The organism is Streptococcus sp. CL6.22 (assembly GCF_049738055.1).
In the GTDB taxonomy this organism is placed as follows: domain Bacteria; phylum Bacillota; class Bacilli; order Lactobacillales; family Streptococcaceae; genus Streptococcus; species Streptococcus mitis_DJ.
In genome coordinates this window covers 45,348-71,991 of record NZ_JBKOTV010000008.1, presented here as the reverse complement: position 1 = coordinate 71,991, position 26,644 = coordinate 45,348, and the positions used below count along the sequence as shown (strand labels likewise).

Here is a 26,644-nt window from a genome sequence, read left to right as displayed (position 1 = left end):
CGCTTTCTGTAAGGTTAAACTTAGTATACTACTGGGCAAGCAAATAGAATAGAATATAATAGAAAAAGATATGGCTGTAAAAACTGACTTATATTAAAAAACGAACCAGCTTGACTGATTCGTTTCGTGACTGCTAACTCCTACTTCCGATACATTTTAAACTGTAGGAAAAGGTCGCTATATTTTCCTGTCCATTTATGGTCAAATTTTTCATAAACTTCTAGGTGTTTCATGGTTTCAGCATCTGGATAGAAGGCTTTATCTTCTTTTTTCTCCTCTGGGAGCAATTCCTTAGCTGGTAGGTTTGGTGTTGAATAACCGACATACTCTGCATTTTTGAGAGCCTTTTCAGGTTTCAACATAAAATTGATAAAGGCATAGGCTGCATCTTGGTTTTTGACTGTTTTGGGAATGACCATATTGTCAAACCAAAGGTTGCTGGCCTCAGTCGGAACCACATAGCGGAGATTTTCATTTTTTTCTAACATTTGGCTAGCTTCACCAGAGAAGGTCACACCGATTGCAGCATTATTCTGAATCATGTAACCCTTCATCTCGTCCGCCACAATAGCCTTGATATTTGGAGTCAACTTGTAGAGCTTGTCCACTGTCTCTTCCAACTGCTGGCTATTCTTGGAGTTGAGGCTGTAGCCGAGGGAATTGAGTCCCAGTCCCAGCACCTCACGCGCCCCATCAAAAAGCATGATAGAGTTCTTATACTCTGGCTTCCAGAGGTCATCCCAATGCTCAGGCGCCTCATCTACCATGGTTTCATTGTAGACAATTCCTAATGTTCCCCAGAAGTAAGGGATGGAGAATTTATTGCCTGGGTCAAAGGACTGGTTGAGGAACTCTGGTCCGATATTTTCAAGACCTTCAAGTTTTGAATAGTCAAGCGGGACCAAGAGGTCTTCATCCTTCATCTTGTTAATCATGTATTCACTAGGAATGGCAATATCGTAGGTCGTTCCACCCTGCTTGATCTTGGTATACATGGCTTCGTTGGAATCAAAGGTCTCGTACTGGACTTGGATTCCTGTTTCTTCTGTGAATTGCTCCAAGAGTTCAGGATCGATATAATCACCCCAGTTGTAAATGACCAGTTTTTGACTATCTCGACTATTGATTTTACTATCGAGATGAGTCGCAATTCCCCATAAGACAAGGATAATGGCTGCAATTCCCGCTAAAAATGAATAGAGTTTTTTCATGCTTGCTCCTCCTTCTCACGTGAGATAAAGTAATAACCAACAACTAGGATAATACTAAAGAGAAAGACAAGGGCAGACAGGGCATTGATTTCTAGCGAAATCCCCTTCCGAGCACGAGAGTAAATCTCGACTGACAGGGTTGAAAAGCCATTTCCCGTCACAAAGAATGTCACGGCAAAGTCATCTAGCGAATAGGTGAAGGCCATGAAATAACCTGCAATGATAGACGGTGTCAGGTAAGGAAGCATGATTTCCTTGAACATCTGAAATTGACTGGCACCAAGGTCATAGGCCGCATGAATCATGTCACCGTTCATTTCCTTGAGACGAGGCAGGACCATCAAGACCACGATAGGAATCGAGAAGGCCACGTGACTAGATAGAACGGTCAAAAAGCCAAGTGAAAACTTGAGTTGAGTAAAAAGAATCAAGAAGCTGGCACCAATCATAACATCAGGCGCAACCATGAGGATATTATTGAGTGAAAGAAAGGCTTCTTGGTATTTCTTACGAGACTGGTAGATGTAAATGGCACCAAAAGTCCCGATAATGGTCGCAATCAAGGCTGACAGGAAGGCCAAGAAAAAGGTCTGAGTCACAATCAACATAAGGCGACCATCGCCAAACATAGTTTTAAAATGGCTCAAGCTAAAGCCTGTAAAGCTATTCATGTCATTGCCTGCGTTAAAGGCATAGCCAATCAGATAAAAGATTGGCAGGTAGAGGACAAGAAAGACCAGTCCCAGATAAAGGTTGGCAAATTTTTTCATCGTTCTCTCCTTTCCTTGGTCACCCACATAGTGATGAACATGGTCAAGATGAGAATTACACCGATGGTTGAACCCATACCGTAGTTGTCATTGGTTAGGAAATTCTGTTCAATAGCCGTTCCCAGCGTAATAACACGGTTCCCACCAATCAAACGGGTCAGCATGAAGAGGCTCAAGCTGGGGATAAAGACAGACTGAACTCCACTTCGCACACCATTCATCGATAAAGGGAAGATGACATGGCGGAAGGTTTCCCACTTGGTCGCACCTAGGTCATAGCTGGCATTGATGAGATTGTTGTCCATATCGTCCAAGACATTGAAAATGGGCAAAATCATAAAGGGGAGCTCGATGTAGCTTGCGACAAAAATAAAGGAGAAATCAGTAAAGAGCAACTGTTGCGAACCGATTCCGATAAATTCCAAAAATTGGTTAATAGAGCCATTTTGACCAAAAATTCCGATAAAGGCATAGGCTTTAAGGAGCAAATTGATCCAGGTAGGCAGGATAATCAGCATAAGCCATAGTTGACGGTGTTTGAGACGGGTCAAAAAGAGGGCTGTCGGATAACTGATAAGCAGGGTCACAAAGGTCACAATCCCTGCATAAAGCACTGAGTTGAAACTCATTTTAAGATAGGTCAAGTTTTGTGACGCAAAGTAAGATTTATAATTTTCTAAACTAAACTGACCTTCAATGTTGAAAAAGGATTGTCCGAAAATCAAGACCAAGGGTGCGAGGACAAAGAGTACAATCCAAAGCATGTAGGGCACTACAAAGAGTTTAGAGCTTGTTTTCTTCATCTCTTTCCTCCTCGATTGCATTGATCAGACCTGCTTCTTGCTCTTCGATTTCTACGTACTCCTCAATACGAGCATCGAACTCTTCTTCGGTTTCATTGAGACGCATGATGTGGATGTCTTCTGGTTCAAAGTCCAGACCGATTTCCTCACCAACAATGGCCTTACGAGTCGAGTGGATCATCCATTCATTTCCAAGTTCGTCATAGGCGATAATTTCATAGTGAACCCCACGGAAAAGCTGGGTATCGACCTTAACTTGGAGCTTGCCTTCTTCAGGAAGGGTAATCCGCAAGTCCTCTGGACGAATAACAACCTCAACAGGTTCATTTGGCTTCATCCCACCATCGACCGCTTCAAAGCGTTTGCCGTTAAACTCAACCAAGTAGTCCTCAATCATGGTTCCTGGCAAGATATTTGACTCACCGATAAAGGTGGCAACAAAGTGGTTAATTGGCTCGTCGTAGATGTCCACAGGTGTTCCTGACTGGACAATCTCACCATCGTTCATAACAAAAATCCAGTCACTCATAGCCAAAGCTTCTTCCTGATCGTGAGTAACAAAAACAAAGGTGATTCCCAATCGTTGTTGCAGTTCACGCAGTTCGTACTGCATGTCTGTTCTTAATTTCAAGTCCAACGCTGACAAAGGCTCGTCCAACAAAACCACACGAGGTTGGTTGATGATGGCACGTGCAATAGCCACACGCTGACGTTGTCCTCCAGAGAGTTTACGGATGGAACGTTTTTCATAACCTTCCAACTGAACCATCTTGAGAACTTCCGCTACGCGTTTCTCGATTTCTTTCTTGTCAATTTTACGCAAGCGGAGTGGAAAGGCAACATTTTCAAACACATTCATATGTGGAAACAAGGCATAGGATTGGAAGACCGTATGGACGTCTCGCTTGTTGGTTGGGATGTCGTTGATACGAACACCGTCCAGCAAAATATCTCCAGTCGTAGCATCCAGTAAACCTGCAATGATGTTAAGGATAGTTGATTTCCCTGAACCAGACGCGCCTAGAAGAGTATAGAACTTCCCTTCTTCCAACTCAAAGTTGATATCTTTGAGAACCTTGGTGTTGCTGTCTTCAAAAACTTTAGAGACGTTTTTGAATTCAATAATTGGTTTTTTCAATTGTCATTTATTCCTTCTTTTTCATAGATTAACAGATCAGGGCTCTGTCAGGCCGCTACTACCTCGCGTAGGAGATTGAACTGCCTACATTCTTCTGCACTGACGATAGGCTTTCACCCCCTTTCCATGACATAGCAGCAGCTTTTCAACTACAGCTTCCTACTTGCTTTCACCCAAGATACGAACTTCTCTCTCAAGAGTAACGCCAGAGTGTTCCTTGACTTTTTCGATAACAGACTCAATCAAGTCCTCGTAGTCTTTAGCCGTTCCATCAGCGACATTGATCATAAAACCTGCGTGTTTTTCTGAGACTTCTACTCCACCAATACGATAGCCTTTCAAGCCAGCTTCAGAAATTAACTGACCTGCAAAATGCCCTACTGGACGCTTAAAGACCGAACCACAAGATGGATATTCTAAAGGTTGCTTGAGTTCACGTAGATGCGTCAAGCGATCCATTTCTTGCTTGATAACCGGATGGCTTCCTGGGGCTAGGGCAAATTTAGCTGATAAGACAACTGCACCAGACTCCTGAATGGCTGAATGGCGGTAACCAAAAGCCAAGTCCTTGACAGATAGGGTCTCGATTTCTCCATCCTTGGTCAAAATTTTACAAGACTGTAAGATGTGGGCAATCTCGCCACCATAGGCACCCGCATTCATAAAGACAGCACCACCGACACTTCCAGGAATACCACAAGCAAACTCAAAACCAGTCAAACTATGACGGAGGGCAATGCGAGTTGTTTCAATCAAGTTAGCACCAGCCTCAGCTTCGATGGTATAGCCATCAACGGAAACATGATTGAGCTTGTCACACAAGATAACAAATCCACGAATCCCACCATCACGAACAATGATGTTGCTAGCATTTCCCAGCACCATCCAAGGGATATTTTCTTGATTGGCAAATTTGACAACGCGCGCCAACTCAAAACGATTTCGTGGAAAGACCAAATAATCGGCCTCTCCACCTACTTTTGTATAACTATAGCTATGCAAGGGTTCTTTGAAACGGATATCAATCCCTTCTAAGATTTCAAGCATGTTTTCTTTTACTGACATGACACTCTTCCTTTTACAAAATTCATTCCATTATACCATTTTTAAGACCATTTGACGACCCTAAAAAAATCTTGGGCTTATTTTAAACAAAAAAAGAGGTTTCCCCCTTTTTCTTATGATTTTTTGCAAAAGATAGCCTTGGTTCCATAGGCAACTAGGATCAGTTCAACTAGTAGAATGACTTCAACTAAGACTGGACTTGTAAGCCAGCCAACTTGGGCTAGAGATGGTGCCAGGTCAAAGAAGGCATGTAGGCCATAGGCTGCTAGGAGATAAATCCATTTCTTCTGGCGAACAGCTTGGTAAACCCAAACAGTCAAAAGCAATTGGAAACCTAGAGCCAAAATTCGCTCAAAACCAAGCAAATAAATCTGCCAGACAGAAAGTGACTGAATGGTTTTTAACATATTTTCAGACAGCAATTGCATGACCTGTGGATTCTGAGTTTGAACTGCTGAGAGAACGATGTAGAGATTAATCAAACTAGTAAGACCTAGGAAAATCAACTCCAAGCCACCATGCCCCAATCCATAAGCCAAGGCATCTGCCTTTTCCAAACTTCTCTTTTTCTCCAACCATTTGAAGAAAATAAGACGAGCAGTTTCCTCAAAAAATGCTGCCATGGCTAGGCCATAGATGATATAGACAAGCGGATGGTCTTGTAAGAGGGCAATACTACCGTCTTTTTGAGGATGTAAAACCAAGATATGCACCAGTTTTTCCAAAATCTGTGAAGAGACAAAGAAGGCAACAGCCCCCAAGCCCAAGACAGCTAGATTAATCTGGTGTTTCTTTTTGGCATACCAAATGCTTCCTATCAAGAAAGCCAGCAACAGCAACATGGTAATAATGATATGAATGGTCATTTTCTTCTCCTATTCCGCCTTTTCAATATCTTTTTTCATCTCGTCAACATTGAACTTAGCAAACAAGTATTGACGATCTTGGACTGGAAAACGTTGGTCCAACTGGTCAACCGCTCCCACCTCGATAATCCCTTCCTTGATGACAAAGTCCATGACATGCCCACCGAAGGTCAAGTCATCTGAGATGAAGTGCAGATGGTAGCCTGCCACACTAACTCCATGGAAAATCTCTGGCGTCCAGAAACCAACGATGGTTCCCACCACATTGTCACGACGATATTCAGGTTGATGGGTTGCGACATCAGCAAACTTGGTCTCTGGTGTCGACTTGGGAATCATACGCACATGCATATGTGAAAATTCCCCACGAATCTTGATAGAGCGGAAAAGATTTTCCCCGTCATAATAAGACTCGATTCGCTCTTCCAATTCCTTGTCTGTCATCTCAAACCGCTGGCGGAAAATGACCTCTGCTTGATGCGGTACTACTGCTGCATAAGGAATGAGAGCATCTGGTGATACTTCTACAATTTCTGGTTGCTCTCCTGATCCTTTGGCCTGATAAGCCTTGCCATCCAAGACAATCAATTCCCCATCAATGGAATCCAAGGTTCCCAAACCAAGGTCACCATGCTCTAGCAATTCTCCTACTGTCATGGTACCACCATAAAGGCCAGCCATCAAGGCTCCAAGGGTATTGTATTGAAATAATTTCACTGGTTCCTGCACGTTCTTATCCATTCACTTTCTTGTCTGTTATACTCAATGAAAATCAAAAAGCAAACTAGGAAGCGAGCCGCAGGTTGCTCAAAGCACTGCTTTGAAGTTGTAGATAAGACTGACGAAGTCAGTTGCATATATCTACAGCAAGGCGAAGCTGACGTAGTTTGAAGAGATTTTCGAAGAGTATTATTCTATAAATCTTACTCCTAAGTATACCACATTTGCCCCTAGATGTGAACGAGAGAATCACACTAGACATTGCCAAGAAAGAAAAAAAAAGGTACAATGTAACAAAATCAAGGGAGGTCTGGAATGAAGAAACAAAGCAAGTACCAAGAGGTCGTAGCTTATCTGAAAAATAGTATCGAGTCTGGACGCTTTCCAACGGGTAGCCGCCTGCCTTCTATCCGTCAACTGAGCCTTGACTTTCACTGTAGCAAGGACACCATTCAGAGAGCCCTTCTGGAATTACGGCACGAACAATACCTCTATGCCAAGCCCCAGAGTGGCTACTATGTCCTAGAACAAGGGCAACACCAGGATCTAGAAATCGAAGTCACTGACGAACATGCCAGTGCCTATGACGATTTCCGACTCTGTGTCAATGAAACCTTGATTGGCCGGGAAAACTACCTCTTCAACTACTATGATAACCAAGAAGGATTAGAAGACTTAAGACAATCCATTCATAAACTCCTCTTTGACCAAGCCCTCTACTGCAAGGCTGACCAACTGGTACTGACTTCTGGAACCCAACAAGCCTTGTTTATTCTTTCTCAAATATCCTTTCCTAGCCAAGCCAAGGAAATCTTGGTGGAACAGCCGACCTACCATCGGATGAATCGCCTCTTGATTGCTCAAGGTCTGGACTATCAAACGATTGAACGAGGCATTGATGGGATTGACTTGGAAGAGCTGGAAGGCCACTTCAAGACTGGAAAAATTAAGTTTTTCTATACCATTCCTCGTTTTCACTATCCTCTGGGGCATTCCTATTCAGAGCAGGAAAAACGAGCTATTCTTGACTTAGCTGCCAAGTATGGTGTTTATATCGTAGAGGACGACTATCTGGGGGATTTGGACTCTAAAAAGGGCCAGACCTTCCACTATCTGGATACAGAGGAGCGCGTCATTTATATCAAGTCCTTCTCAACCAGCCTCTTTCCAGCCCTGCGGATTACGGCACTCATTCTGCCAAATGCTATCAAAGAAGCCTTTGTGGCCTACAAAAATATCCTAGACTACGATAGCAACCTCATCATGCAAAAAGCCCTGTCACTCTATATCGACAGTCAATTGTTTGAGAAAAACCGTCTAGCTCGCTTATCCAATCAGGAAGACTACCAAAAACAACTTGAGGAAAGCTTAACTAAAACACCTTGTCCCCTTCCTCATTATCCCCTACACGATGGTTTATTGCTCGATCTCAGACAGTATCCTAAAATCGCCAGCCTAAAACACAGTCAGCTGAAATTGGATTTCTTTGAGGAGGCTTACTTGGATGCCTGCCCTTATCAATTTGCCAAGGTATCCTTAGAAAATCTGGAAAAGGTTTTAAACTATTTAAAAGCAGAATTGGATTGACTTCCAACTCTGCTTTTTTCTTATACTCTTCGAAAATCAAATTCAAACCACGTCAGCGTCGCCTTACCGTACTCAAGTACAGCTTGCGGCTAGCTTCCTAGTTTGCTCTTTGATTTTCATTGAGTATTATTCTTCAACTTCTGTTAAGGTTGCCGCTTTTTCAAGATATTTTTGGTAGGTACCGTCATCCTTGAGTTTTTGGATGACCTTGTCCACCACTTCTTTTAAATCAGCACTATTTTTTCTAAGGGCAACTGCATTGGCTTCGCCGTCCTTCATCTTCAAGCTGACAGTTGCGACAGCTAGGTCTGCATTTTTAGCAGCATAGCTAAGGGCAACAGGCTCATCCATGTGAACAGCATCTACTTTTCCAGCCTGTAATTCATTGACAGCTTCACCCATATTAGTTAGGGAAGTCAATTGAGCTTTTGGCAATTGTTCCTTGACCATTGATTCTGGAACAGTTCCTTTTTGGGCTGCAATATTAGCACTTTCCAGGCTAGTTACATCCTTGTATTTTTCTACATCAGCCTTACGAACCAAGAAACTAATCTTGTTTTCATAGTAAGGGATTGAAAAATCAAAGACTTCTTTTCTCTCGTCAGTAGCGCTAATTCCTGCAACTGCTAGGTCGGCCTTACCAGTTTGAAGACTAGTCAAGACATTATCAAAACTCATGCTTGAGATTTCCAACTTAACCCCAAGTTCATCAGCAATAGCCTGAGCCATGTCAATATCCGCACCGACTACCTGATTTTTCCCATCAACTAAAGATTGAAATTCAAAAGGTGCATAGTCAGGACTGGTCGCTACTACCAATTTCCCCTTTTGCTTAATGGCTTCAACAGCTGACTGAGAACCATTCGAACCTGACTGGCAAGCTACTAAGAAGAAACTTGCAAGAAAACTACATAAAACAAATATCCATTTTTTTGATTTCATAAATAAACAACCTCTCTGTTAATTTTGTATAATTATAACGCTATCCAAGGTGCTTGTCAAGTGTTTTTTGAATTTTTATCTTAAAAAAATTTTTTTAATTCAATAAAAGGAGCTATCAGTTGATTTCAAGCTCCTTTTTATACAGAATAAACCTATTTATAGTTCGACAATCTTACCTGTTTCAAAGTAAACAACCCATTCACAGATATTTTTAGCATAGTCTCCAATACGTTCTAAGAAGGCAATCACTTGGAAGTAATCACGTCCTGTAACGATAGCATCTGGATTTTTCTTAATTTCTTCTGTAGCCAAGTCACGAATGCTATCAAAGTAATGGTTGATTTTTTCATCCATTGCTGCTACTTCATAGGCCTGGTCTACTGAACCATTCAGATAGAGTTCTAGGGCTGCTTCAACGAAGTTCTTGACATCGCGACCCATTCTCTTGATTTCTTCTTCAACAGCTGGGATACGTTGCTCCCCCTTCATACGAATGGCTGCTCTTGCAATGGAAACAGCATGGTCCCCCATACGTTCCAAGTCTGATACAGCCTTCAAGACTGTCAAAACAGTACGCAAGTCCTGAGAAACGGGTTGTTGAAGGGCAATCATTTCAAATGATTTCTTTTCCAATTTCACTTCGTATTCGTTCACTTCTGCATCGTCTTCGATGACTTCCTTGGCCAAATCACGGTCATGCGTAACAAAGGCACGCACTGTCCGATTGATTTGGGATAGCACTTCTTGTCCCATTGCATAGAACTGGTTGTGCAATTTCTCCAAATCTTCTTCAAATTGAGAACGTAACATCATTTATCTCCTTATCCAAATTTTCCTGAAATATAATCTTCTGTTTCCTTGTGTTGTGGGTTGAGGAACATCTTCTTAGTATCGTTAAACTCAATCAAATCTCCATCTAGGAAAAATCCTGTCTTGTCAGAGATACGAGAGGCTTGTTGCATGGAACGCGTAACCAAGAGCATGGTGTATTTATCTTTTAGAGCATACAAGGTTTCCTCAATCTTACCAGCCGAGATAGGGTCCAGAGCTGAAGTCGGTTCATCCAAGAGAATGATTTTAGGACTGGTTGCCAAGACACGGGCAACACAAACACGTTGCTGTTGTCCACCTGAAAGCCCGATAGCTGAATCATGTAGGCGATCCTTGACCTCATCCCAGATGGAAGCTCGTTGCAAGGCTTTTTCTACTGCTTCATCCAGAACTTGCTTGTCCTTCACTCCATTGATACGAAGCCCATAAACAACGTTTTCGTAGATAGACATAGGGAAGGGGTTTGGTTGTTGGAAAACCATCCCGATTTCCTTCCGCAATTCAACTGTATCTGTACGCGGACTGTAAATGTTGTGGCCGTTGTAAACTACTGAACCAGTTGTGGTTACCTCTGGATTGAGATCCCCCATACGGTTGATAGCCTTGAGAAGAGTTGACTTCCCTGATCCAGATGGACCAATTAAGGCTGTAATTTCCTTAGGTTGGAAAGATAGGGAAACACTATTCAAGGCCTTTTTTTGATTGTAGTAAACGGACAGGTCTGATACCTGTAAAATCGCTTCTGTCATACTGTTTCCTTTCTATCCAAAGTGTCCTGTTACGTAGTCATTGGTTGACTGTAGTTTAGCATTTTGGAAAATATTAGAGGTCTTATCGTACTCTATCAAGTCACCCAAGTAGAAAAATCCTGTGTAATCACTAGCACGCGCAGCCTGCTGCATACTGTGGGTCACGATGATGATGGTGAAGTCTTTCTTCAATTCCAACATGGTTTCTTCCAGCTGGGCTGTCGCAATCGGATCCAAGGCTGACGCCGGCTCATCCATCAAGAGGATATCTGGTTTAACAGAGATAGCACGAGCGATACAGAGACGTTGCTGCTGACCACCTGATAGGGTCAAGGCAGACTTGTGCAAATCGTCCTTGACCTGGTCCCAAAGGGCAGCCTGACGGAGAGAGGTTTCCACAATTTCATCCAAGACTTGCTTGTCCTTAACTCCTGCACGTTCATGGGCAAAAGTGATGTTACGGTAGATAGACTTGGCAAAGGGATTTGGTCGTTGGAAGACCATTCCAATATGCTTACGCATCTCATAAACATTGATTTCTGGGCGGTTGACATCAATCCCTTGATAGAGAATTTGACCTGTTACCTTGGCAATATCAATGGTATCATTCATACGGTTGAGACTGCGGAGGTAGGTTGATTTCCCTGAACCAGAAGGGCCAATTAAGGCAGTAATTTTATTCTTTTCAAATTGCATATCGATGCCCTTAATAGATTCATTTTTACCGTAGTAAACATGTAAATCCTTAGTAGAGAGGGCCACTTTCTCTTCAGGAAAGGTGATGATATGCTTTTCATCCCAATTATATTTTGACATGGCTTCTCCTTTAGGCAGCGGTTAATTTCTTATGTAGGTAGCTTCCGAGTTTACGGGCTCCAAAGTTAAAAATGAGGATAAAGATGAGGAGCACGGCTGCAGAACCTGCTGATACGATAGTTCCATCAGGAATAGTGCCTTCACTATTGACTTTCCAGATGTGGACAGCCAAGGTTTCTGCTTGACGGAAGATAGAGATTGGGCTGGTCACACTGAGAATATTCCAGTTAGACCAGTCAAGGGCTGGAGCGGATTGTCCTGCTGTATAGATAAGAGCCGCAGCCTCACCAAAAATACGACCAGAAGCTAAGACGACCCCAGTCACAATACCTGGAAGGGCTTCTGGAATGACCACATGGACCACAGTCTCCCAACGAGAAATCCCAAGAGCCAGACCAGCCTCACGTTGCGTATGGTGAACGTGTTTCAAACTGTCCTCAACATTACGAGTCATCTGAGGCAGATTAAAGACTGTCAAGGCCAAGGCACCTGAAATGATTGAAAATCCATACTCAAACTGAACTACAAAGATCAAGTAACCAAAGAGACCTACAACCACTGATGGCAGTGAAGACAAGATTTCAATACAGGTTCTGACAAAATTGGTCACAGGACCTTTTTTAGCATATTCAGCTAGGAAAATCCCAGCTCCCATAGACAAGGGCACAGAAATAATCAAGGTAATAACCAGAAGGAAAAAGGAATTATAGAGCTGAATTCCAATCCCTCCGCCTGCTTGGTAAGAAGATGATTTGCCAGTCAAGAAAGACCAAGAGATGTGGGGCAAACCACGAACCAAGATATAGAGAATCAAGGATGCCAAGATAGCAACGATAATTCCTGCAATTGAGTAGAGGACAGCTGTTGCAATTTTATCTAATTTCTTAGCGTGCATAGTTTTTCTTTCCTCTTTCTTTCGTAATCAATTTAATCACACTGTTGAAGGCCAAACTCATCAAAAGCAAGACTAAGGCTAGTGACCAGAGAACGTTATTGTCAACAGTTCCCATAACAGTATTTCCGATACCCATGGTCAAGACAGAGGTCAAGGTTGCAGCAGGTGTTGTCAATGAAGTTGGGACAACGGCTGAGTTTCCGACGACCATCTGAATGGCCAAGGCCTCACCAAAGGCACGCGCCATCCCAAAGACCACTGCTGTAAAAATCCCTGAACGCGCCGCCTTCAAGGTCACGCGCCAGATGGTTTGCCAGCGAGTGGCCCCCATAGCCAAACTAGCTTCACGATAATGACGAGGCACCGCACGCAAGCTATCGGTTGTCATAAAGGTTACCGTCGGTAAAATCATGACAAAGAGAACAAAAATCCCTGACAGAATCCCAAAACCAGTTCCACCAAAGATACTACGGACAAAAGGAACTACGACCTGCAAACCAATAAATCCATACACAACTGAAGGAATCCCGACCAGCAATTCAATGGCTGGTTGCAAGATTCTAGCACCTTTTGGTGAGACCTCCGTCATAAAGACTGCCGCACCAATGGCAAAAGGAGTTGCGATAAGTGCTGATAGGATTGTGACAATAAAGGAACCCAAAATCATAGGAAGGGCACCAAATTGTTTACCTGAAGGATTCCAAGTTTGGCCAAAGAGGAAATCAAAGATATTAACCCCATTTACAAAGAAGGTAGACAAACCTTTTTGGGCTACGAAAATCAAAATCATAGCCACGATGATAACAATCAAAGACAGACAGGCAAAGGTCAAGCCTTTTCCTAATTTCTCTAGACGAGAGTTCTTTGAGGGAGAAAGTAATTTTTTAGCTAATTCTTCTTGATTCATTAGTGACTCCCTTCTAGTGCTGTCACCGTTCCTACAGCATCTTTTTCAACCTTCATTTCCTTGACAGAAATATAGCCCATTCCCTTAACGATTCCACTTTGCGCTTCATCAGAGAGGACAAAGTTGAGGAATTCTGCCACCAATTCATTTGGTTGACCTAGGGTGTACATGTGTTCATAAGACCACAAAGGCCAGTTATTGCTTGTAACATTTTCTGCAATCGGCTCATAGCCGTTCAACTTCATGCGTTTCACCGAGTCATCCACATAGGCAAAGGCTAGGTAAGAAATGGCTCCTGGTGTCTGGGAAACAATGTTTTTGACCATCCCATTTGAATCCTGTTCTTGACTCTGCACGGCCGATTGACCATCCATGATAACACTATCAAAGGTTGCACGTGAACCTGAACTTGCCGCACGGTTGATAATAGAAATGGCTAGGTCTTTCCCACCTACCTCTTTCCAGTTGGTCACTTGACCTGTGAAGATGCTACGGAGTTGTTCAGTTGTCAGATTTTCAACGTCAACTTCCTTGTTCACAATAACTGCCAAGCCCGCTACAGCAACCTTATGGTCCACTAGAGCGGATGCGTTGATACCGTCTTTTTCCTCGGCAAATACGTCTGAATTTCCTACATCAACAGCTCCAGACTGAACCTGAGACAGACCTGTACCAGATCCACCACCTTGGACATTAACTGTTTTTCCAACGTGCATAGAACCAAATTCATCTGCTGCTGCTTCGACCAAAGGCTGAAGAGCCGTTGAGCCAACAGCTGTCATGGATTCTCCACGATCAATCCAGCTAGCACATCCCGCCAAAGAACCTGCCAGCAAAAGAGCTGCAAGGGATAGAGCGAGTTTTTTCCTTTTTTTCACTGTTTTTCTCCTTGAAAATAATGGTGAATGCTGTGAATTTTTTCAACTATTTATTTATGTTTTTCTTTTGAAAATTGGGAGCCAACTGAAGTTGCTAGCTTGGTTTTACTAGTCATTTGCTCAGTTACCTTTTCCACCAATTTTGACTTAAAATGAAAGACAATTTGAAAAAAATCCATACTTCCACTATAACATAGACAAGCTACTTTGACTAGCATTTTCACTTGAATCTAAGGCCTTTTGGAAAATAATTTTTCAAAACATTTCCAGTCACCTTAGCAAAGCCCAAACCATTTCCTTGAACCAAAACTTGGTACCAACCATTTGGCAGACTTTCCGCCAGCTGAACGGTTTCTCCAGCGACATACTTTACAAACGCTTCTTGGTCAATTTCAACCGACTGCTTGACCTGACTCGGTTTCAAGGCTAGACCAAGAGCAAAACTAGGTTCAAAACGTTTCTTCTTAAAAGTGCCCAGATGCAGGCCATTCCGAGCAATCTTGAGTTTCCCTATATCTGGCAAGAATTCGGGCAGAAGATAGAGTTGGTCTCCAAAAGTCTGCAAGATACCCGGTAGATTGACCTTCAAATGTTTTTGGGCAAATTCCTGCCACAAGGCAACTTGTTCTCGGCTGAGATTGCTCTTACTCGTCTTACATTTAGGTGTTGGATTTTCACCCTTAAACTGTAGATGAGCTACAAACTGCCCCTCTCCCTTAAAATGATGAGGGTACATCCGAGCCGTTTCTGGCAAGTCAATACCAGCTACCATTCCATTGATATGCTCTACTGGCAGCAAATCAAAATCATACTCTTCCAGTAGCCAATTGACAATTTCTTCGTTTTCCTCGGGTGCCCAGGTACAGGTTGAATAAACCAGACGACCACCTTCAGCTAGCATGGTCACTGCATCTGCTAGAATTCCTCTTTGCAAGCTAGCGCATTGACTCGGATAATCTAAGCTCCAATAGTCCATAGCATCTGGTTGCTTACGGAACATCCCTTCCCCTGAGCAAGGGGCATCAAGGACAATGAGGTCAAAATAGCCCTTAAAAACCTTGGCCAAGCGGTCAGCAGATTCATTGGTCACTACGACATTTGTCGCTCCAAAGCGCTCCATGTTTTCTACTAAAATCTTAGCCCGTTTGCTTGAAATTTCATTGGAAACGAGAAGACCCTCCCCTGCTAGATAGGCTGCTAATTGAGTTGATTTACCACCCGGTGCAGCAGCCAGATCCAAGACCTTCATACCAGGACTGGGCTGGGCTACCTGAGCAACCATCTGGGCAGCAGGTTCTTGCGAATAAACCAAACCAGTAGCATGCTCAGGCGATTTCCCTGAAACCTTACCATAGTGGCCCCAAGGAGTTTGAGGAATGGGATCAGAAAAGGAAGCTGGCGCTTCTTTTAAAGGATTGACCCGAAAGGCAGAAACCGCTTCCTCCTCAAAAGAGGCAAGAAAATCTCTTGCCTCATCTCCTAGTATCTCTTCATATTTTTCAACAAATCCTTCTGGAAATTGCATCTAAGTTCTTTTCCTTTCGTAAATATAGGACTGAATTTCCTCCTGAATCTCAAGAGGTAGCATCATGACCGGTTGTCTGGTTTGAAAATCAAGCGGTTGACCAGATAGGGTCACAACCCGATAGCCCAGACTTTCCCCTAAAATACTAGCAGCAGCATAATCCCATGGTTGCAGATAAGTGACATAGGTCAACAAATGCCCTGACAAAATCTTGGCAAAACTAATGGCCGCACTCCCATAGACACGTACACCTAGGACAGCTCGACCCAAATCAGCCAAGCCCCATTCATTGGTTTCCAGCATACCACTATTCCCTGCAATGAGAAAATCTCCAAGTGGTTTTGCTTTAAAGGGAGCTAGGGGCTGATCATTTAGACAAACTGGAAAGGCTCCACCACCGTGATAACAATCCCCCTTGACCACATCATAAATCAGGCCAAACTGTCCCTGACCATTTTCAAAATAAGCCATCATAACAGCAAAATCTTCCTGCTGGGCTACAAAATTATTTGTACCATCAATTGGATCAATGACCCAAACCTTGCCCTCTTGAACCGAAGCTCGCAGACAACCTTCTTCAGCACAAATCTTATCCTCAGGATAACGAGACAAAATCTCACTAACCAAGAGTTCCTGAACTTCCTTGTCCAGTCTGGTCACCAAATCTGTTGGAGAGGACTTGGTTTCAACACACAAGTCTTCCTGCATATGGTCAAGAATGTACTGACCCGCCTTATTGACAAGCTCTTTAGCAAATTCAAATTTACTTTCCAAGAGAAATCTTCCCTTCCCCTTTTTCCTTGGCAGTCTGAACTGCTCGATAAAGCGAATAGCCACTAACTGTTTCAAATTCTCGTCCCAAACGTTTTTCTTCGCTCTTGCTTGGCACGACCGCTTTGAATCCCTTATAGGAGTCCAGTAACTTTTTAGCCTCTACCTTGCCTTCATAGGCAGCTTCAACATCATTAAAAAAAGAAAGCACTGAAGCAAGTTCTTCAGTGCTCCACGACAAATCTAGTGGGTAACTATACTGTTTGTTCATTAACTAATACCAGCTCTCATTCTTGCTTCTTTTAGTTCTTGCTTACGGTAACTACGAGGGAGAAAAGCACGAATCTCATCTTCATTAAAACCGATTTGCATACGTTTGGCATCGATAATAATTGGACGACGCAAAAGACTAGGATACTGCTCAATCAAATGAAGCAATTCTGATACCGAAATACTTTCTACATCAATATCTAATTTTTGAAAAATTTTTGAACGAGTTGAAATGATGTCATCAGTACCATTTTCGGTCAAGGAAAGAATGTGTTGCAATTCTTTTCTCGTTAAAGGACTGGTCATAATATTGTGCTCCTCAAAGGGCACCTTATGTTTTTCTAACCAGGCCTTCGCCTTACGACATGAAGTACAGCTCGGTGATAGAAATAGTGTAATCATGCTTTTCTCTTCTTATCTATACTTTGCTAGTTCTATTATACAAAAAAATAAAGCGCTTGACTAGAGATTTTTAGAAAAAAAAGCCTATTTTTTCAAGAAAAATAGACTGTTTGCGAACGATTGATACATTTTGGATTTGGTTAATTCATTCTTGACAATAGTTTCGAATCACATACCTAATTGATTTATGCAAAATAAGAATATCTTTCGTTTCACTTCCTACGGCTTTTCAGGTATAGAAAACCAAAGAAGCTTTCATAGAGGGCAAAAAAGAGGAGGAAGGCATGTAGGAAGAAGGTCTCTGGTAAAATTAAAATAACTGGATCCTTGGCTGGGTCAAAAAGCCAGGTATCATCTCCCACAAAGAGAATTTGATGGAAAAGGGTAAAGAATTGGTCAAAACCAATCAAAACTCCCCCAAGCCCAATCATCACAGGTAAGACTACTAGAGCCAAAAGCCCTTTACTAAATAGAGATAAAAAGCCCTTTTTCACAATCCCTTTGACAAAGACATAGAAACTTGGCAGTGTCACTAGAGCTACTAGCTGAACTAGGTGAAAGAGGTTCTTGACCACCGCAAAATGGTGCAGACCAGCTGCTGACGAACGAAAATCTGGCATCTGCAAGACCTGACTAAAAGGATTGGTCAGGTAATCCATCAAGATATGAAAGTTATATTGAATGGTTTCTGGTTTTAGATAAACTCGATCCGTCAAGTTCAGCCACTCAATCTCCAAAGGATAAAAAATCCAAGCCAAATAAATGGTCAAAAGAATTGAGAAGGAGAGGAGAAAGAGCATAGAGCTCCAAAAGGTCAGTTTAGTTTTCATCAAAGTTCCACTCCGCAAGGCTAGAAACCACATGAGTCGGTGCGATTGGCAGGTCTGCCACTTCTTCTGCCTTGGTAAAACCTGTTGTCACCAAGAGCGTTGGAATGCCATTGTCAATCCCTGCTCGGATATCTGTTAAGTAGTTATCCCCAACCATGATTAATTCTTCACGTTCCAAACCTAAGTGCTCAACCGCCTTGTCCATAATGATAGCATTTGGTTTTCCAATATAAACAGGCTTTACTCGTGTTGCCACTTCAAGAAGGGTAATCAGTGAACCAGCACCTGGCAAAAGACCGCGCTCTGTCGGGATGTTGAGGTCAGGGTTGGTTCCGATAAAATGAGCTCCCTTTTGGATAGCAAGAGTTGCTGTCGCAAATTTTTCATAATCAACTTGCCAGTCCAGACCTACTACCACATAGGCTGGATTATCCTTGTCTTCCACATAACCAGCCGCCTTGATGGCTTCCTTGAGACCTGATTCTCCGATAACATATACCGTCTTTTCAAGCCCCAAGTCGTTCATATAGTCGATAGTCGCCAAAGTAGCTGTGTAGACAGTCGATAGGGGCGTATCGATATTAAAATTCTGAGCCAACATCTCTTGAACACTCTCTGGAGTGCGGGTTGTATTGTTGGTCACAAAGAGATAGGGGATATCCCGCTTTTGCAATTCATGGACAAAAGCTTCTCCTGCTGGAATTCGATCCTTCCCCTTATAAATCGTTCCGTCTAAATCAATTAAATAGCCTTTATATTTCATATTTTTCTCTAATCCTTCTTCATTTCTTGCCAAGTAATGATAGCTTGGGCATTGGTAGCACCGTCGCTTGTAATCTCATGTTTGCTCTCCAGTCCAGTCCGTTCAACAGCCGATGTAATCACCCCACCTGGTCGAACTTCCTTGACATACTTGAGATTGATTTTCTTGGGAATATAGTGGGTCAAAAAATCCGCTCCCATGACCTCAAAAATCCAGTCCAAGTATTTACTGTTGTTGACATGGCCATTCATATCCAAGTCGTAAAAACGAACATGGTAATCCTTGCTGATTGGTTCTTCCAAGGACTCATACTTTGGTCCGCGGATAAGTTTTTTATCAAAATCAGACTGGTAAGGAGCCACAATATCAGGTTCGACAGCATGGACTTTTCGACTATCTCGATCCATGAGAACAAAGGTCGCCAACATGCGAATGATTTCTTGACCTGCTTCATCATAGATAGTGAAACGGCGATAGCAAAAGAGTCGATTGTAGCTCAAAGCTTCCGTTTCGATGGTAATTTCTTCCGCAAAACGAGGCAAACGAACCACCTCAATATCGTATTCTGTGATAATCCAGACCAGATTATGCTCTTCCAAAATGGCCTTATCACTAACTCCTAACTCAATCGACTGCATCCCTGAAACTTGAAGGGATAGCAAAATCACATCTGGAAGCTTGATATGACCGTTCATATCAGCCATATCAAAAGGAATTTTCATTTTCATTCGATAAGTTAAGCCCATCATCTACTCCAAAATAAATCGTTCTGCTACGGTGTCTCCTAAAAAGAGACCTCTTTTTGTCATACGAACTCGGTCACCATCTATTTGCATGAGACCTTGTTGAACCAATTCTCTGACAATTTCTCCATAAAGTCCATCGAAAGACCGTCCAAATTTTTCCTCAAATCGCGCCATGGAAACCCCTGATTTCTTGCGGAGTCCCAAGAACATTTCTTCTTCCATTTGCTCTTTTTGACTCAGGTGCTCTTCTGTGATGCGAGCATTGCCTTCCTCAACTGCATTAAGATAATGACGAATGGGACCATGATTTTTATAGCGTACTCCATTTACATAACCAGAGGCCCCAGCACCGATGCCATAGTATTCAGCATTGTCCCAGTACATGAGATTGTGGCGACTTTCAAAACCAGGCTTTGAGAAATTAGAAATCTCATAATGTTCAAAACCAGCTCGCTCCAGCTCTGCGATGATATACTCAAACATCTCAGCCTCAAGTTCCTCCTTAGGCAGAGGCAATTTCCCTCGTCGCATACGGTTCATAAAGACCGTATGATTTTCCAAAATCAAACTATACAAACTCATATGGGGAATATCCAGCCCAATGGCCTTAGCCACATTGTCCTTAACTTGCTCCATAGTCTGACCAGGCAGTGCATAAATCAAGTCAATAGAGATATTGTCAAAACCAGCCAGTTTCAGGCGGTCGATATTTTCATAAATGTCCTTCTCCAAATGACTGCGCCCAATCTTTTTCAGCATTTTGTTATCAAAAGTTTGCACACCTAGCGAAACACGATTGACAGCCGAGTTTTTCAAAACAGCTATCTTATCTGCATCCAAATCGCCTGGGTTGGCCTCAATGGTCAACTCTTCCAAGACTGACAAATCTAGATTTTTAGTCAAGCCATTTAAGAGCACCTCTAATTGCGGTGCTGACAAAGCCGTTGGCGTCCCACCACCGATGTAAAGGGTTCGTAACTTTTGAATGTCATAAGAACGAAACTCTTCCAGCAAATGCTCCAAATAACTATCTACCGGCTGATTCTTGATAAAAACTTTTGAAAAGTCACAGTAATAACAAATCTGGGTACAAAATGGGATGTGCACATAGGCTGACGTTGGTTTTTTCTGCATAGTAATTATTATACCACAAAGACAGGCTACGAGAAAAAAATCACCATCCCCAGATACATAGTCCGTCCAGAGATGGTGATGGTTTATTCTTCTGTTATGTCAATAACAATCTCTTCTGATTCATCAAGAGTTTCAGCCTTTTCTTGCCATTGCTCCTTGAGATTATTGAATCGATCTTTTGATGCTTCTGTCGCTTGACGAGCACATGATTTGGCTTGAGCAAGGACACTGTCCACAGTGATTTCACCTGACTCAACCTGTTCTTTGGTTTTAAGAACAAAATCTGTAGCCTGCTCCTTGACTTCTGTCAGTTTTCCACAGACCTGCTCCTTGGCATACTCAGGATCTTCTCTCAAATCATCTAGAAAATCTTGAGCCTGACTGCAAACTTGTTTGCCCTTGTCGCTTGTTAAAAACAAGGCGAGAGCTGCACCTGAAACGGTTCCTAAAAGGATTGAGGATAGTTTACCCATAAGAATTCTCCTTTTTTATTTTTTGAAAAATTTACTTGCTACACGAAGAGCTGACAAACTTGCACCAGTCTTAAGTGTTTTTGAACCAGCTGAAGAAGCTTTCTTGCTCAAGACACGCGCATGGTCATTGAGGTCTGAAACAGATAGAGATAAATCTGCCACTGCACTAAAGAGTGGATCAATCGTTGCCACCTTGACATTGATATCATCTGCCAAGACATTGACCTTAGCCAGCAATTCATTGGTATGATGCAAGGTCACATCCACATCTGAAGTCAAGGTTTTAATCGTCTTCTCTGTTTCATCGATAACACGTCCAAGCTTTTGTACAGTAATGATTAAATACACTAAAAATACAATCAAAGCAAGGGCTACAAGAATATATGCAACTTCTAACATTTAGTTTTCCTCCTCTGAAATATAGTAAGGGGCCTTCTTTCGATTTTGATATAGAACGATAAAAATACCCAGTCCGATAAGAACAACTGATAGCCATTGAGACACTCGAAGGCCAAAGAACATGAGGCTATCTGTTCGCATGCCTTCGATGACCATACGACCGAAACCATACCAAATCAAGTAAAAGGCAGTGATATGACCTCGTCTGAGACTCTTCCATTTTCGTCTCAATATCAAAATCAAGGCAAAGCCAAGTAGATTCCAAAGAGACTCATAAAGGAAGGTCGGCTGACGGTAGCTCCCTTCAATATACATCTGGTCACGGATAAAGCCAGGTAGATAATCCAGATTATCCACTGCTGCACCATAGGCTTCTTGGTTAAAGAAATTGCCCCAGCGACCCAAACTTTGGGCAATCATGACGCTTGGCGCCGCAATGTCTAGAAAATCCCAAGTATTGATGAGTTTGCGATCAGCAAAGATATAGAGCACAAGGGCACCAGTTATCAAACCACCGTAAATGGCCAAACCACCATTCCAAATGGCAAAAATTTCTCCCAAATTCTGACTATAGTAATCAAAACGGAAAACAACATAATAGAGACGAGCTCCTAAAATAGCCAATGGAAAGGCTATCAAGATGAAATCTAAAATATCGTCTGGTATAATCTTCTTTCTAGGCGCTTCTTTCATGGTCAAATAAACCGCAAGAATCAAGCCTGTTACAATACACAAGGCATACCAACGAATAGCTAGAGGGCCTAGATGAATAGCAATTGGATCAAGCATTAGGCACCTCGTTTTGAGCAATGAGGTTTGTCAAACGTTCTTCGAACAAACGAGTCGCATCAAAGCCCATTTCCTTGGCACGATAATTCATGGCAGCAGCCTCAATCACAACAGAGATATTACGACCTGTTTTAACCGGGATGCGGATACGCGGAATAGATACACCAGAAATTTCAATTTCCTCTGCATTGTTTCCAAGACGGTCAAAAGTCTTATGCGTATCGTAATTTTCCAAGTAAACAGCCAACTGGACTTGTGAAGAATCCTTGACGGCACTGGCACCGTAGAGACTCATAACATCGATAATACCGACCCCACGAATTTCAATCAAGTGTCTCAAGATTTCAGCCGGTTCACCCCAAAGAGTAATCTCATCCTTAGCAAAGATATCGACCCGGTCATCAGCTACCAAGCGGTGACCACGTTTGACAAGCTCAAGACCGGTCTCACTCTTACCGATGCCACTATCGCCCTGAATCAAGACACCCATACCATAGATATCCATCAAGACACCGTGCACACTGGTACGTTCTGCCAAACGTGAATCCAGATAACTAGATAACTCTCCAGACAATCGACTGGTCGCCGTACGGCTAGTTAAAATAGCAATCTTACATTCTCTAGCTGCCTTTAGCATCTCCTCAGGAACCACCAAACCACGAGCAACAATAACCGCAGGTGTCTCAGGTAGAAACATTTTTTTCAAGACTTGGTAACGGTTGTGAGAGGACATCGAAACGAGATAGGACCACTCCTTCATTCCCAAAAGTTGAATCCGCTCAGGCGTATAATAGTCAAAATAGCCCGTCATTTCAAGACCAGGTCGCGTAATGTCCGCGGTATTAATTTCCTTTTCAAGTAATTCTGGTTCGCCATAGACAATGTCTAGTCTAAGCTTTTCAATCACTTCTTTTACTAAAACCGACATCATTTCCTCCTTCAAATGAGTTCTTCTCTCTATTATATCAAATTGTAGGAGGATATTTCAGATTTTTGCAGGTTTTGAAGTATTTATTTATACTCAATGAAAATCAAAGAGCAAACTAGGAAACTAGTCGCAGGTTGCTCAAAACACCGTTTTGAGGTTGTAGATAAGACTGACGAAGTCAGTCACATATATAATCCAAGGCGACGTTGACGTGGTTTGAATTTGATTTTCGAAGAGTATTAAAAGAAAAAGGACTAGATTTCTCCAGCCTTTCATTTCTAATTAGAATTTTTTACGTTTACGAGCTGCTTCTGATTTACGTTTACGTTTTACAGAAGGTTTTTCATAGAATTCACGTTTGCGTGTTTCTTGAAGAGTACCAGCTTTAGTAACCGCACGTTTGAAACGACGAAGTGCGTCGTCAAGAGATTCATTCTTACGTACTACTGTTTTAGACATTTTTTTCACTCCCTTCAAGTTCAAGATCTATTCTATTTTACACGTAAAAGTAATAATTGTCAAGAAAAAATGCGGTTTAATTTTGATTTTTTCTGCCGTTTATACAGGTCTTGGAAGCATTAAATAGAAAAACTGAAGGTGGTCGCTTTTTTATTTCTCAAGTAAGCTGAGCGCTTCAGCATCTGCGATGATGGTCACATCAGGGTGATTTTGCAGGCTACTTGCTGGTAGATTCTCAGTCACTGGGCCAGACACTGTTCCGGCAATGGCTTCTGCTTTTGATTCACCGTAAGCAAAAAGAATAATAGACTTAGCATCCAAGATGTTTTTAATCCCCATTGAAATAGCTTGGGTTGGGACGTCTTCAATCTTGTCAAAGAAGCGCGCATTGGCTTCGATAGTCGACTTGTCAAGTTCTACTAGATGCGTTTGACTGTCAAATGGAGTACCAGGCTCATTAAATCCGATATGTCCATTGCGACCGATTCCCAAGATTTGGAGGTCAACTGGATGGTCAGCCAAAATTTGGTTGTAGCGTTCAACTTCTGTCTCAGCATTGTCCTTAATCCCACGAGGCAAGAAACTTTCTTTAAATGGTTTTTGGTTAAACAAGTTTTCTTGCATAAAATAACGGTAAGACTGTGGGTTGTCACCATCAAGGCCTACATACTCATCAAGGTTGACACTGGTTAGATTTGAAAAATCAAGGTCACTTTCAACAATTTCCTTGTAAAATTCAAGTGGGCTACTTCCTGTCGCAAGTCCTAGAGTTTGAGCTCCATTGGCCAATTTTTCCTTTAAAATCTCAAAAGCAACTTTTCCACCTTCGATTTGGTTTTCAACTTTAATGACTTTCATCTTTTCATCCTCCATTTTAATCTATATTTATTATATGGTATAGACCAATTTCTGTCAAGTGAAAACGATTTAATTTCTAAAAAAAGAGCGACTATACTTGAAACATGTTATAATGGATAGGATTAGAACTTAGAAAGAATGAACAGATATATGAATACAGCTGATTTTGACTTCCACTTGCCGGAGGAATTGATTGCCCAAACACCCCTTGAAAAACGGGATGCCTCTAAACTCCTCATCGTCAACCGTGAGACAGGAGAAATGCAGGATAAACACTTCCACTCTATTATTGATATGCTGGAACCTGGTGATGCCCTCGTTATGAATGACACCCGCGTTCTCCCTGCCCGCCTCTATGGTCAAAAGGAAGAAACTGGAGGCCATGTGGAACTTCTCCTTCTTAAAAATACTAGTGGAGATGAGTGGGAAGTTCTTGCTAAACCTGCCAAACGCCTCAAGGTTGGTACTCGTGTCAGCTTTGGTGATGGTCGCCTCAGCGCTGTCGTTACGGAAGAATTGACTCACGGGGGCCGCATTGTCCGCTTTGAATACCAAGGAATTTTCCTAGAAGTTTTGGAAAGTCTAGGAGAAATGCCATTACCACCTTATATCCATGAAAAATTGGATGACCGTGAACGCTATCAAACCGTTTACGCCAAGGAAAGTGGCTCTGCTGCAGCACCAACTGCTGGACTACACTTCACCAAAGAACTGCTGGCAGAAATCCAAGCTAAGGGTGTTCATCTAGTCTATCTGACTCTTCATGTCGGACTCGGAACCTTTAGACCCGTTTCAGTTGACAATCTGGACGAACACGAAATGCACTCAGAATTCTACCAACTTTCTGAGGAAGCTGCTGCCACCCTTCGATCTGTCAAGGAAAATGGAGGCCGTGTCATCGCTGTCGGAACCACTTCTATCCGCACCTTGGAAACTATTGGTTCCAAGTTTGATGGGAAAATCCAAGCAGATTCTGGCTGGACCAATATCTTTATCAAACCTGGCTATGAATGGAAGGTTGTAGATGCCTTCTCAACCAACTTCCACCTGCCAAAATCAACTCTGGTCATGTTGGTTTCTGCCTTTGCCGGCCGTGAATTAGTCTTAGACGCTTATCACCATGCCATTCAAGAACACTACCGCTTCTTCAGTTTTGGCGATGCCATGTTTATCTATTAATTTATATAATCAAAAAACGCATATTATCAAGGTTTTATAAAGCCTGATAGTATGCGTTTTGTAATGGATAAAAAATGAGTTAATTTATTCTAAAGCTCGTATCTTTCAAGCTCTGGACACTGGCATTGATCACCGCGCCGATAATCAAAATCTTAGCGATGAGAATAAACCAGAACATCATGACCACCACGACGACGGAACTGAAAAAACGCACGTCCACTAGGTGATTGACATAATTGTTAACATAGACTGAAAAGATATTGAGTAGTAAGACCAGGGTCAACAAGACAAAGGCACTACCTGGCAATACAGAGCGAATCCTTCGCACCTTAACATTGGGTAGAAAATAGTAGAGCATGACCAGGATGGCAAAAATCAAGGCATAGACCAAAGGGCCTGTTAGGTCTTGCAGATAATCAAAAAGAGGACTATCCGATTTCCAATAGCTTTTGACAAGGTTGAGGAGCATACGGCCAAAGACACTCAAAAACAGAGCTAAAGCAAAGAGAATCTGCAAGCCAAAACTGACAAACAAACTCATGAGTTGATGGGAAATCATTCCACGATTTTTTGATACTCCGTAAGCTTTATTAAAGGCTTTCTGCAGGAAATTCATAGATTTTGAAAAGGTCCAGAGGGCTGACAAAACCGCAAAACTCAATAAACCCGTTGACGGTTGGGTCAGCACTTCTGTAATGATCTTTGCGACCACATCATACATGGTATCCGGCAAGAATTCATTGACAACCTTTAAAAAATTAGAAACTGGAATCTGAAAATATGGGAGGATATTAACTACCACCAAAAGCAGGGGAAAAATCGAAATCAACCAATAGTAGGCTACTGCGACACTGGTTAACTCACTATCTGATGCTTGATAATAATGCAAAAAAGCTTTTAATAAGGGCTTATCTATCAGCTCTTTCCACCACTTCTTCAT

At 42.3% G+C, this 26,644-nt stretch carries 32 protein-coding genes; 2 read left to right on the top strand and 30 right to left on the bottom strand.

All coding sequences use genetic code 11. From position 1 onward, the window contains the following. Positions 1–140: 140 nt before the first annotated feature. The 7 genes from ACLNCW_RS05390 to budA form a co-directional block, all read right to left on the bottom strand. The gene (locus ACLNCW_RS05390) at positions 141–1,211 is read right to left on the bottom strand and encodes an ABC transporter substrate-binding protein (RefSeq protein ID WP_414303515.1); all 1,071 of its coding nucleotides are present in this window, start codon (positions 1,209–1,211) and stop codon (positions 141–143) included. After that, complete coding sequence (locus tag ACLNCW_RS05385) at positions 1,208–1,981, bottom strand: ABC transporter permease (protein WP_000712740.1); 774 nt, start codon at positions 1,979–1,981, stop codon at positions 1,208–1,210. The genes ACLNCW_RS05390 and ACLNCW_RS05385 overlap by 4 nt, the downstream gene beginning before the upstream one ends. Then, positions 1,978–2,784, bottom strand: a complete 807-nt coding sequence (locus ACLNCW_RS05380) for an ABC transporter permease (protein ID WP_000753806.1) — start codon at positions 2,782–2,784, stop codon at positions 1,978–1,980. The genes ACLNCW_RS05385 and ACLNCW_RS05380 overlap by 4 nt, the downstream gene beginning before the upstream one ends. Further along, positions 2,765–3,922, bottom strand: coding sequence for an ABC transporter ATP-binding protein (locus ACLNCW_RS05375; RefSeq protein ID WP_000742895.1), 1,158 nt, complete (start codon positions 3,920–3,922; stop codon positions 2,765–2,767). Before ACLNCW_RS05375 ends, ACLNCW_RS05380 begins: the two co-directional genes overlap by 20 nt. A gap of 159 nt (positions 3,923–4,081) precedes the next feature. After that, a complete protein-coding gene (murB, locus tag ACLNCW_RS05370) occupies positions 4,082–4,987 on the bottom strand; it encodes a UDP-N-acetylmuramate dehydrogenase (RefSeq protein ID WP_000111599.1) in 906 nt (301 codons plus the stop codon). A 113-nt stretch (positions 4,988–5,100) separates the two neighbouring features. Beyond that, the gene (locus tag ACLNCW_RS05365; protein ID WP_000152234.1) at positions 5,101–5,853 is read right to left on the bottom strand and encodes a YhfC family intramembrane metalloprotease; all 753 of its coding nucleotides are present in this window, start codon (positions 5,851–5,853) and stop codon (positions 5,101–5,103) included. Between the two features lie 9 nt (positions 5,854–5,862). Further along, positions 5,863–6,594 (bottom strand): acetolactate decarboxylase, encoded by a 732-nt coding sequence (gene budA, locus ACLNCW_RS05360; RefSeq protein ID WP_000360315.1) that lies wholly within the window; start codon positions 6,592–6,594, stop codon positions 5,863–5,865. A gap of 294 nt (positions 6,595–6,888) precedes the next feature. Between budA and ACLNCW_RS05355 the strand changes: the two genes are divergently transcribed. Then, a complete protein-coding gene (locus ACLNCW_RS05355; protein ID WP_084947489.1) occupies positions 6,889–8,160 on the top strand; it encodes a PLP-dependent aminotransferase family protein in 1,272 nt (423 codons plus the stop codon). Positions 8,161–8,286: 126 nt separating this feature from the next. On the opposite strand, the gene ACLNCW_RS05350 is transcribed toward ACLNCW_RS05355, so the two are convergent. The 22 genes from ACLNCW_RS05350 to ACLNCW_RS05245 all read right to left on the bottom strand — a co-directional run bounded on the left by ACLNCW_RS05350 (position 8,287) and on the right by ACLNCW_RS05245 (position 24,525). Further along, positions 8,287–9,102, bottom strand: coding sequence for an ABC transporter substrate-binding protein (locus tag ACLNCW_RS05350; protein ID WP_084947486.1), 816 nt, complete (start codon positions 9,100–9,102; stop codon positions 8,287–8,289). A gap of 156 nt (positions 9,103–9,258) precedes the next feature. Continuing rightward, positions 9,259–9,912: a phosphate signaling complex protein PhoU gene (gene phoU / locus ACLNCW_RS05345; RefSeq protein ID WP_000946460.1), complete on the bottom strand. Its 654-nt coding sequence runs from the start codon at positions 9,910–9,912 to the stop codon at positions 9,259–9,261. Between the two features lie 11 nt (positions 9,913–9,923). Beyond that, the gene (gene pstB / locus ACLNCW_RS05340) at positions 9,924–10,682 is read right to left on the bottom strand and encodes a phosphate ABC transporter ATP-binding protein PstB (protein ID WP_000133483.1); all 759 of its coding nucleotides are present in this window, start codon (positions 10,680–10,682) and stop codon (positions 9,924–9,926) included. Between the two features lie 12 nt (positions 10,683–10,694). Further along, positions 10,695–11,498: a phosphate ABC transporter ATP-binding protein PstB gene (pstB, locus tag ACLNCW_RS05335; RefSeq protein WP_000049848.1), complete on the bottom strand. Its 804-nt coding sequence runs from the start codon at positions 11,496–11,498 to the stop codon at positions 10,695–10,697. Between the two features lie 10 nt (positions 11,499–11,508). After that, positions 11,509–12,393: a phosphate ABC transporter permease PstA gene (gene pstA, locus ACLNCW_RS05330; RefSeq protein ID WP_000543046.1), complete on the bottom strand. Its 885-nt coding sequence runs from the start codon at positions 12,391–12,393 to the stop codon at positions 11,509–11,511. Further along, a complete protein-coding gene (pstC, locus tag ACLNCW_RS05325) occupies positions 12,383–13,300 on the bottom strand; it encodes a phosphate ABC transporter permease subunit PstC (protein WP_001070902.1) in 918 nt (305 codons plus the stop codon). Before pstC ends, pstA begins: the two co-directional genes overlap by 11 nt. Beyond that, positions 13,300–14,178, bottom strand: coding sequence for a phosphate ABC transporter substrate-binding protein PstS family protein (locus ACLNCW_RS05320; RefSeq protein ID WP_020903179.1), 879 nt, complete (start codon positions 14,176–14,178; stop codon positions 13,300–13,302). The genes pstC and ACLNCW_RS05320 overlap by 1 nt, the downstream gene beginning before the upstream one ends. Before the next feature lie 50 nt (positions 14,179–14,228). After that, positions 14,229–14,357 (bottom strand): hypothetical protein, encoded by a 129-nt coding sequence (locus ACLNCW_RS05315; RefSeq protein WP_424845465.1) that lies wholly within the window; start codon positions 14,355–14,357, stop codon positions 14,229–14,231. A gap of 41 nt (positions 14,358–14,398) precedes the next feature. Continuing rightward, the gene (locus ACLNCW_RS05310) at positions 14,399–15,703 is read right to left on the bottom strand and encodes an RsmF rRNA methyltransferase first C-terminal domain-containing protein (protein ID WP_424845464.1); all 1,305 of its coding nucleotides are present in this window, start codon (positions 15,701–15,703) and stop codon (positions 14,399–14,401) included. Further along, on the bottom strand, positions 15,704–16,477 hold the full coding sequence (locus ACLNCW_RS05305; protein WP_020903176.1) for an inositol monophosphatase family protein: 774 nt from the start codon (positions 16,475–16,477) through the stop codon (positions 15,704–15,706). Beyond that, positions 16,467–16,745 carry a UPF0223 family protein gene (locus tag ACLNCW_RS05300; protein ID WP_001041977.1) on the bottom strand — a complete coding sequence of 93 codons (279 nt, stop codon included), beginning with the start codon at positions 16,743–16,745 and terminating at the stop codon, positions 16,467–16,469. The genes ACLNCW_RS05305 and ACLNCW_RS05300 overlap by 11 nt, the downstream gene beginning before the upstream one ends. Then, a complete protein-coding gene (locus tag ACLNCW_RS05295; protein ID WP_000631254.1) occupies positions 16,745–17,146 on the bottom strand; it encodes a Spx/MgsR family RNA polymerase-binding regulatory protein in 402 nt (133 codons plus the stop codon). The genes ACLNCW_RS05300 and ACLNCW_RS05295 overlap by 1 nt, the downstream gene beginning before the upstream one ends. Positions 17,147–17,358: 212 nt before the next feature. After that, positions 17,359–17,976, bottom strand: coding sequence for a TIGR01906 family membrane protein (locus ACLNCW_RS05290; protein WP_049502185.1), 618 nt, complete (start codon positions 17,974–17,976; stop codon positions 17,359–17,361). Then, on the bottom strand, positions 17,966–18,739 hold the full coding sequence (locus ACLNCW_RS05285; RefSeq protein ID WP_049550717.1) for a TIGR01457 family HAD-type hydrolase: 774 nt from the start codon (positions 18,737–18,739) through the stop codon (positions 17,966–17,968). Before ACLNCW_RS05285 ends, ACLNCW_RS05290 begins: the two co-directional genes overlap by 11 nt. Before the next feature lie 8 nt (positions 18,740–18,747). Continuing rightward, positions 18,748–19,485 carry an acyl-ACP thioesterase domain-containing protein gene (locus ACLNCW_RS05280; protein ID WP_424845463.1) on the bottom strand — a complete coding sequence of 246 codons (738 nt, stop codon included), beginning with the start codon at positions 19,483–19,485 and terminating at the stop codon, positions 18,748–18,750. A gap of 3 nt (positions 19,486–19,488) precedes the next feature. Continuing rightward, complete coding sequence (gene hemW / locus ACLNCW_RS05275; RefSeq protein ID WP_023946292.1) at positions 19,489–20,619, bottom strand: radical SAM family heme chaperone HemW; 1,131 nt, start codon at positions 20,617–20,619, stop codon at positions 19,489–19,491. An 83-nt stretch (positions 20,620–20,702) separates the two neighbouring features. Next, on the bottom strand, positions 20,703–21,092 hold the full coding sequence (locus tag ACLNCW_RS05270; protein WP_023946290.1) for a YtxH domain-containing protein: 390 nt from the start codon (positions 21,090–21,092) through the stop codon (positions 20,703–20,705). A 15-nt stretch (positions 21,093–21,107) separates the two neighbouring features. After that, positions 21,108–21,491, bottom strand: a complete 384-nt coding sequence (locus ACLNCW_RS05265; protein WP_000895044.1) for a DUF948 domain-containing protein — start codon at positions 21,489–21,491, stop codon at positions 21,108–21,110. After that, positions 21,492–22,280, bottom strand: a complete 789-nt coding sequence (lgt, locus tag ACLNCW_RS05260) for a prolipoprotein diacylglyceryl transferase (protein ID WP_247932869.1) — start codon at positions 22,278–22,280, stop codon at positions 21,492–21,494. Continuing rightward, on the bottom strand, positions 22,273–23,208 hold the full coding sequence (gene hprK / locus ACLNCW_RS05255; protein WP_185757736.1) for an HPr(Ser) kinase/phosphatase: 936 nt from the start codon (positions 23,206–23,208) through the stop codon (positions 22,273–22,275). Before hprK ends, lgt begins: the two co-directional genes overlap by 8 nt. A gap of 282 nt (positions 23,209–23,490) precedes the next feature. Beyond that, positions 23,491–23,667, bottom strand: a complete 177-nt coding sequence (gene rpsU / locus ACLNCW_RS05250; protein WP_000048054.1) for a 30S ribosomal protein S21 — start codon at positions 23,665–23,667, stop codon at positions 23,491–23,493. A gap of 150 nt (positions 23,668–23,817) precedes the next feature. After that, a complete protein-coding gene (locus ACLNCW_RS05245) occupies positions 23,818–24,525 on the bottom strand; it encodes a glucosamine-6-phosphate deaminase (RefSeq protein WP_084862480.1) in 708 nt (235 codons plus the stop codon). Positions 24,526–24,675: 150 nt separating this feature from the next. Between ACLNCW_RS05245 and queA the strand changes: the two genes are divergently transcribed. After that, positions 24,676–25,704 (top strand): tRNA preQ1(34) S-adenosylmethionine ribosyltransferase-isomerase QueA, encoded by a 1,029-nt coding sequence (gene queA, locus ACLNCW_RS05240; RefSeq protein WP_218493828.1) that lies wholly within the window; start codon positions 24,676–24,678, stop codon positions 25,702–25,704. Between the two features lie 79 nt (positions 25,705–25,783). Here queA and ACLNCW_RS05235 read toward each other — a convergent pair whose 3' ends face one another. Continuing rightward, a complete protein-coding gene (locus tag ACLNCW_RS05235) occupies positions 25,784–26,644 on the bottom strand; it encodes a YihY/virulence factor BrkB family protein (RefSeq protein WP_020902460.1) in 861 nt (286 codons plus the stop codon).

What these genes read in the sequence shown, in the direction of transcription:
- pstC (WP_001070902.1), bottom strand. Translation starts at nt 13,300, where the DNA reads ATGAATCAAGAAGAATTAGCTAAAAAATTACTTTCTCCCTCAAAGAAC.
- ACLNCW_RS05265 (WP_000895044.1), bottom strand. Translation starts at nt 21,491, where the DNA reads ATGTTAGAAGTTGCATATATTCTTGTAGCCCTTGCTTTGATTGTATTT.
- ACLNCW_RS05350 (WP_084947486.1), bottom strand. Translation starts at nt 9,102, where the DNA reads ATGAAATCAAAAAAATGGATATTTGTTTTATGTAGTTTTCTTGCAAGT.
- pstA (WP_000543046.1), bottom strand. Translation starts at nt 12,393, where the DNA reads ATGCACGCTAAGAAATTAGATAAAATTGCAACAGCTGTCCTCTACTCA.
- ACLNCW_RS05390 (WP_414303515.1), bottom strand. Translation starts at nt 1,211, where the DNA reads ATGAAAAAACTCTATTCATTTTTAGCGGGAATTGCAGCCATTATCCTT.
- hemW (WP_023946292.1), bottom strand. Translation starts at nt 20,619, where the DNA reads ATGCAGAAAAAACCAACGTCAGCCTATGTGCACATCCCATTTTGTACC.
- phoU (WP_000946460.1), bottom strand. Translation starts at nt 9,912, where the DNA reads ATGTTACGTTCTCAATTTGAAGAAGATTTGGAGAAATTGCACAACCAG.
- ACLNCW_RS05270 (WP_023946290.1), bottom strand. Translation starts at nt 21,092, where the DNA reads ATGGGTAAACTATCCTCAATCCTTTTAGGAACCGTTTCAGGTGCAGCT.
- ACLNCW_RS05295 (WP_000631254.1), bottom strand. Translation starts at nt 17,146, where the DNA reads ATGATTACACTATTTCTATCACCGAGCTGTACTTCATGTCGTAAGGCG.
- ACLNCW_RS05280 (WP_424845463.1), bottom strand. Translation starts at nt 19,485, where the DNA reads ATGGGCTTAACTTATCGAATGAAAATGAAAATTCCTTTTGATATGGCT.
- lgt (WP_247932869.1), bottom strand. Translation starts at nt 22,280, where the DNA reads ATGCTTGATCCAATTGCTATTCATCTAGGCCCTCTAGCTATTCGTTGG.
- hprK (WP_185757736.1), bottom strand. Translation starts at nt 23,208, where the DNA reads ATGTCGGTTTTAGTAAAAGAAGTGATTGAAAAGCTTAGACTAGACATT.
- ACLNCW_RS05315 (WP_424845465.1), bottom strand. Translation starts at nt 14,357, where the DNA reads ATGGATTTTTTTCAAATTGTCTTTCATTTTAAGTCAAAATTGGTGGAA.
- ACLNCW_RS05355 (WP_084947489.1), top strand. Translation starts at nt 6,889, where the DNA reads ATGAAGAAACAAAGCAAGTACCAAGAGGTCGTAGCTTATCTGAAAAAT.
- ACLNCW_RS05300 (WP_001041977.1), bottom strand. Translation starts at nt 16,745, where the DNA reads ATGAACAAACAGTATAGTTACCCACTAGATTTGTCGTGGAGCACTGAA.
- ACLNCW_RS05285 (WP_049550717.1), bottom strand. Translation starts at nt 18,739, where the DNA reads ATGAAATATAAAGGCTATTTAATTGATTTAGACGGAACGATTTATAAG.
- ACLNCW_RS05365 (WP_000152234.1), bottom strand. Translation starts at nt 5,853, where the DNA reads ATGACCATTCATATCATTATTACCATGTTGCTGTTGCTGGCTTTCTTG.
- budA (WP_000360315.1), bottom strand. Translation starts at nt 6,594, where the DNA reads ATGGATAAGAACGTGCAGGAACCAGTGAAATTATTTCAATACAATACC.
- ACLNCW_RS05245 (WP_084862480.1), bottom strand. Translation starts at nt 24,525, where the DNA reads ATGAAAGTCATTAAAGTTGAAAACCAAATCGAAGGTGGAAAAGTTGCT.
- ACLNCW_RS05235 (WP_020902460.1), bottom strand. Translation starts at nt 26,644, where the DNA reads ATGAAGAAGTGGTGGAAAGAGCTGATAGATAAGCCCTTATTAAAAGCT.
- pstB (WP_000133483.1), bottom strand. Translation starts at nt 10,682, where the DNA reads ATGACAGAAGCGATTTTACAGGTATCAGACCTGTCCGTTTACTACAAT.
- rpsU (WP_000048054.1), bottom strand. Translation starts at nt 23,667, where the DNA reads ATGTCTAAAACAGTAGTACGTAAGAATGAATCTCTTGACGACGCACTT.
- ACLNCW_RS05310 (WP_424845464.1), bottom strand. Translation starts at nt 15,703, where the DNA reads ATGCAATTTCCAGAAGGATTTGTTGAAAAATATGAAGAGATACTAGGA.
- murB (WP_000111599.1), bottom strand. Translation starts at nt 4,987, where the DNA reads ATGTCAGTAAAAGAAAACATGCTTGAAATCTTAGAAGGGATTGATATC.
- ACLNCW_RS05385 (WP_000712740.1), bottom strand. Translation starts at nt 1,981, where the DNA reads ATGAAAAAATTTGCCAACCTTTATCTGGGACTGGTCTTTCTTGTCCTC.
- ACLNCW_RS05380 (WP_000753806.1), bottom strand. Translation starts at nt 2,784, where the DNA reads ATGAAGAAAACAAGCTCTAAACTCTTTGTAGTGCCCTACATGCTTTGG.
- pstB (WP_000049848.1), bottom strand. Translation starts at nt 11,498, where the DNA reads ATGTCAAAATATAATTGGGATGAAAAGCATATCATCACCTTTCCTGAA.
- ACLNCW_RS05290 (WP_049502185.1), bottom strand. Translation starts at nt 17,976, where the DNA reads ATGAAAACTAAACTGACCTTTTGGAGCTCTATGCTCTTTCTCCTCTCC.
- queA (WP_218493828.1), top strand. Translation starts at nt 24,676, where the DNA reads ATGAATACAGCTGATTTTGACTTCCACTTGCCGGAGGAATTGATTGCC.